At 69.4% G+C, this 5,113-nt stretch carries 6 protein-coding genes and 1 pseudogene; 1 reads left to right on the top strand and 6 read right to left on the bottom strand.

Annotation, left to right across the window (positions count from 1 at the left end):
• From ACWDTP_RS37265 to ACWDTP_RS37250, 4 genes and pseudogenes are all read right to left on the bottom strand, one after another.
• A pseudogene (locus ACWDTP_RS37265) lies at window positions 1-76 on the bottom strand (GntR family transcriptional regulator); the annotation flags it as partial.
• Window positions 77-94: 18 nt separating this feature from the next.
• The gene (locus tag ACWDTP_RS37260; RefSeq protein ID WP_450028236.1) at window positions 95-1,000 is read right to left on the bottom strand and encodes a co-chaperone YbbN; all 906 of its coding nucleotides are present in this window, start codon (window positions 998-1,000) and stop codon (window positions 95-97) included.
• Window positions 1,001-1,013: 13 nt separating this feature from the next.
• A complete protein-coding gene (locus ACWDTP_RS37255; RefSeq protein WP_450028235.1) occupies window positions 1,014-1,397 on the bottom strand; it encodes a DUF3817 domain-containing protein in 384 nt (127 codons plus the stop codon).
• A 58-nt stretch (window positions 1,398-1,455) separates the two neighbouring features.
• Complete coding sequence (locus tag ACWDTP_RS37250) at window positions 1,456-2,634, bottom strand: acetyl-CoA C-acetyltransferase (RefSeq protein WP_450028234.1); 1,179 nt, start codon at window positions 2,632-2,634, stop codon at window positions 1,456-1,458.
• A gap of 83 nt (window positions 2,635-2,717) precedes the next feature.
• On the opposite strand from ACWDTP_RS37250, the gene mce reads away from it, so the two are divergent.
• The gene (gene mce / locus ACWDTP_RS37245; RefSeq protein ID WP_450028233.1) at window positions 2,718-3,194 is read left to right on the top strand and encodes a methylmalonyl-CoA epimerase; all 477 of its coding nucleotides are present in this window, start codon (window positions 2,718-2,720) and stop codon (window positions 3,192-3,194) included.
• An 8-nt stretch (window positions 3,195-3,202) separates the two neighbouring features.
• Here mce and ACWDTP_RS37240 read toward each other — a convergent pair whose 3' ends face one another.
• A complete protein-coding gene (locus tag ACWDTP_RS37240) occupies window positions 3,203-4,294 on the bottom strand; it encodes an ABC transporter substrate-binding protein (protein WP_450028232.1) in 1,092 nt (363 codons plus the stop codon).
• Complete coding sequence (locus ACWDTP_RS37235) at window positions 4,291-5,109, bottom strand: ABC transporter ATP-binding protein (protein ID WP_450028237.1); 819 nt, start codon at window positions 5,107-5,109, stop codon at window positions 4,291-4,293. The genes ACWDTP_RS37240 and ACWDTP_RS37235 overlap by 4 nt, the downstream gene beginning before the upstream one ends.
• Window positions 5,110-5,113: the final 4 nt, after the last annotated feature.

The raw sequence follows: 5,113 nt of genomic DNA, 5'->3' as shown, positions 1-5,113 counted from the left end.
CCAGGCGCAGAAATGCTTCGTGGACGGGGGTCCGGCTGACCCCGAGCTGGTTGGCCACCTCGACTTCGCTGAGCATGTGTCTGCTCGCGGGAGGTCAGTACAGGGCGTTGGCGAGATTGCGCCGGCCCGCGACCACCTCGGGATCGGCCGGGTCGAACAACTCGAACAACTCGATCAGCCGGGTGCGCACCGCGGTCCGCTCATCCCCCGCGGTGCGTTTGACCAGGGCGATCAGCCGGTCGAACGCGGCGGACACCTGCTGCTGCAGCAGTTCGGCATCGGCCGCGGCGAACGCCGCCTCGATATCGTTCGGGGCCGCGTCGGCGGCGGCCACGGCGTCGGGACGCTGGGCGCTGGCCCGCTGCAGGAACGCGATCTGGCGCACCGCGCCCTTGGCCTCGACATGGTTGGGCTGGCTGTCGACGATGGCCTGATAGGCATTCAGGGCCGCGTCGAAGTCGCCGTCGTCCAGGTACGCCCGGGCCTGCGCGAGTTCCGGGTCGACCTCCTCGGGCTCGCCGTCCTCGGGTCCGCCGGAAAGCTTGCCCGCCGTCGCGTCCAGCAGCGAATCGACCCACCGGCGCAGCTGCTCGGCCGGCTGCGGCCCCTGGAAACTCGAAATCGGCTGGCCCGCCGCCAGGGCCACCACCGTCGGCACGCCCTGGACGCCGAACATCTGGGCCACCCGCGGGGTGGTGTCGACATTGACCACGGCCAGCGACCACTTGCCGCCGTCGGCCGCGGCCAGGCCGGCCAGGGTGTCGCCGAGTTGCGCGCTGGCCTCGCTGCGCGGCGACCACAGCAGCACCACGACGGGAACCTCGTTGGACCGGACCAGCACCTCGGCTTCGAAATTGGCTTCGGTGACCTCGGCGACGTCAGGGCCGGCAGGCCCGGCGGGTGCGGCACTGTCGCCGGTGCCGGCCGGCGGCCGCTTGAGTGCGGATAGGTCAACCGCGCCGGCCAGAGCCGGGCCGATGGAGGGTCGTGGACGCGTCACGCCCTCAAGTTTGTCACGTCGTTTCCGGTGCCGTCCCGGCCGGTTGCGCCGCCGCCGTCGCGACCCCCGGCTGCCCCATCTTGGCGGTCCGATCGGCCCATATGACGAAGATCACGCTGCCCAGCGGCACGATGCTCGCCAGCAAAGCCGAGATCCAGGTGCCGATCCCCCACTTGAACGCGATGCCGACCAGCACCGCGGCGATCACGAACGCGATGAAGATGCCGCCGTGGATCGGCCCGAACACCTTGACCCCGACCTCGGTGCGGGGAGTCCCCAGGTACTTGAAATACATCCCGACCAGCAGGCCGGCCCAACTGACGGCCTCGGCCAGCGCGATGAGCCGGAACCAGCCGGGGATCGAACACAGGTCCAATGAGCGTGCCATGGGCGCCATTGTGCCCGACCCGCCGGCCAGCTACTACACGGCGTCGTATATCTGGGGCGACCGGCCGTCAGCGACGCAGGATCAGCGCGTCACCCTGGCCGCCTGCGCCGCACAGCGCGGCCACCGCGTAGCCCGTGCCCCGCCGGGCCAGTTCCAGCGCCGCGTGCAGCGTGATCCGCGCACCCGACATGCCGATCGGATGCCCGATGGCGATGGCCCCGCCGTTGATATTCACCCGGTCGGCGTCCACGCCCAGCTCCCTGGTCGAAGCCAGCGACACCGCGGCGAACGCCTCGTTGATCTCGATCACGTCGAGCTGGTCGACCGTGATGCCCTCGCGGGCGATCGCCTTCTTGATCGCGTTGGCCGGCTGGGACTGCAGCGTCGAGTCCGGGCCCGCCACCACGCCGTGCGCGCCGATCTCGCACAGCCAGCTCAGCCCCAGCTCCTGCGCCTTGGTCTTGCTCATCACCACCACGGCCGCCGCACCGTCGGAGATCTGCGAGGACGAGCCCGCGGTGATGGTGCCGTCCTTGCGGAACGCGGGCCGCAGGCCGCCGAGCGACTCGGCGGTGGTGTTGGCCCGGATGCCCTCGTCCTCGGCGAACTCGATCGGGTCGCCCTTGCGCTGCGGGATCGACACCGGCACCACCTCGTCGGCGTACACCCCGTCCTTCCAGGCGGCCGCGGCCTTGCGGTGCGACTGTGCGGCAAACTCGTCCTGCTCGGCGCGGGTGAACATGTCGGCATCGTTGCGCTGCTCGGTCAGGGCGCCCATCGGCTGATCGGTGAACACATCGTGCAACCCGTCGTAGGCCATGTGGTCGATCACCGTGACATCGCCGTACTTGTAGCCCTCGCGGCTCTTGGGCAGCAGATGCGGCGCCTGGGTCATCGATTCCTGACCGCCCGCGACCACGACCTCGAACTCACCGGCCCGGATCAGCTGGTCGGCCAGGGCGATCGCGTCGATCCCGGACAGGCACATCTTGTTGATGGTCAGCGCCGGAACGTCCCAGCCGATGCCCGCGTCGACCGCGGACTGCCGGGCCGGCATCTGCCCCGCACCCGCCGTCAGCACCTGGCCCATGATCACGTACTCGACCAGCGAAGCGTCCACACCGGACTTCTCCAGCGCCCCCTTGATGGCGATCGCACCCAGATCGCTGCCGGAGAAGTCCTTGAGCGAGCCCATCAGCTTTCCCACCGGGGTGCGGGCTCCGGCAACGATCACCGACGTCGTCATGTGTTTCCTCCATGTGCTGGTCCGAGATGCGTGTGTTCGATCACACATTCCACAAGCGTTCAGGTAAAGGTTACCGTTGCGTTATGACCACCGAGCATGTCGATGCCCGTCCCGCGCTCTCCAGCGCCCTGGTGACCGCGATCGACCATGTCGGTATCGCTGTCGCCGATCTCGACGCCGCGATCAAGTGGTACCACGACAACCTCGGCATGATCGTGCTGCACGAGGAGATCAACGAGGACCAGGGCGTGCGGGAGGCGATGCTGTCGGTGCGCGGCGCCCCCAAGGGCAGCGTCCAGATGCAGCTGATGTCTCCGCTCGACGAGACCTCGACGATCGCCAAGTTCATCGACAAGCGCGGCCCCGGCCTGCAGCAGCTGGCCTACCGGACCAGCGACATCGACGCCTTGAGCGCGCGGTTGCGCGACCAGGGGGTGCGCCTGCTCTACGAGGCCCCCCGCAAGGGCACCGCGAATTCACGGATCAACTTCGTGCATCCCAAGGATGCCGGCGGAGTGCTGGTTGAGCTGGTCGAACCGGCCACCGACGACGACCACTGACCGGGGCGCTAGTCCAGCCAATCGTTGCCCGCGAGCTTGAGCCGCGCTACGTCGAGGGTCGGTGCGACGCCGGATTGCGGTGCGAGGCCGTGCTTTTCGAGTACCGATCGCAGGATCTCGGCCGCGTCGATGTTCAGCGGGCTGGACACCCACATGGCGTAGGGCAGGTTGACGAATCGGTTTTCCCGGACCGCCTTGAGGTTGCGGCTGGCCGGGTTGCTCCGCAGGGCCGCGATCTTCTCCTCGACGGTCTGGCCCGGGTAGTCGACGAATACGATGAGGTCCGGGTCTGCGGTGGTGATCCGCTCCCAGCTGACGGTGGTCCAGGTGTCGCGGACGTCTTCGGTGGCGTTGCGCGCACCGGCGGCGTCGATGATCCCCTGAGGTCCACCGAACGCCCCTGATGAGAACACGGTGTCGGTGCCGCTGTCGAACACGAAGACGGTCGGTGCCCGCTCGGGTTGCGGTGCGGCCCGCAGGGTCTCCAGCCGGGCGGCGATATCGTCGGCCGCCCGCGCGCCCTGCTCCCGATGTCCGGTGATGGTGCCGATGTTGCGGAGGTCGGTGTCGAGCGCGACCCACGGGTCCATGGTGCCGCGGACGGCTTTCCCCTCGACCGGACGGCATGCCTCGGACAGCTGATAGACGTCGATACCGTGTCCGGCAAGGATTTCCGGTGTGATCCCGCGCTCCTCGCCCATCCCGTAGTTGTATCCGGCGAAGAGCACCTGCGGCTTCGCGCCGACGATGTTCTCCAGGGTCGGTTGGGCCGGCGCGACCTCGTTGAGACCGTCTACCTGCGTACCGTATTCGAGCCGGAGCACGTCGACGTCGCGGGCCATCGAGGTGACCGCGACCATCTGATCGCGGGCGCCTGCGGCCAGCGCGATGGCGATCATCCCGCCGTCGTTGACCAGCAGCCGCTCCAGCGGTTGCGGGTAGGTCGCGTCCGCGCCGCAGTTGGTGACGGTCACGGTGCCGGCTGCGGCCGACCCATCGGCCGCCGAGCCGCAGGCGGTCGCCGCACCCACCAGGATCGACGCGGTCAGGGCGACACCCGGGACGGCGCGCAGCGTGCTGGATCGGGGTTTGCGGGTCATTGTCCTCTTCCTCGCGATGGGCCGGGTGCCTGGTCGGCGTGGGTGAGCAGGAGGTGGGAACGGCCGGTCCTCGGATGGGCGATGACGTCGCCTGCGACGCCGAAGACCTGCCACAGCAGCTCTGAGTCCAGAACCTCGGTAGGTGAGCCGTGGGCGAAGAGCCCGCCGTCGGCGATGACGGCGACCGCGTCGAAATGCCGCAGCACCAGGTCGAGGTCGTGCATGGCGGCGATGACCGTGCGGTCGAGATTGTCGAGCATCTGCATGAACCTCAGCCGCCACGCGGCGTCGAGGTGGTTGGTGGGTTCGTCGAGGACGAGGACGCCGGTTCGCTGCGCCAACGCCCGCGCGAGTACGACGCGATGGCGTTCACCACCGGAAAGGTCGGTGCAGGACCGGGCCCCCCAACCGCACAGGCCGACGGCATCGAGGGCGTCGTCGATGATGTCCCGGTCCCCGAGGTCGGTGCCCGACCACGGATTCCGGTACGGAGTCCGGCCGAGCCCCACCGCCTCGGCCACCGTCAGCTCGCTGGAAGGCCGCTCCTCCTGCCCGACCACCGCGATGGTGCGCGCCCGGCGGCGGGCCGACATCCGGTGCAGCTCCTCGTCCTGGATCCGGATCGTCCCAGACGCCGGGACGTCGAGGCCGGACAGGGCGCGCAGCAGGGTCGTCTTACCCGACCCGTTCGGCCCGACCACCGCCAGCCGGGTTCCGCCGGGGACCGTCAGATCCACGCCCGACACGATGGTCCTGCCGCCGCGGCGGCACTCGGCGCCGTGCGCGGTCACCGAGACACCCACGGTCCCGGACATCATC

Source organism: Mycobacterium sp. NPDC003449 (assembly GCF_053588415.1).
Note: the sequence above shows the minus strand (reverse complement) of the source record. Positions and strands in the feature narration are given on the sequence as shown.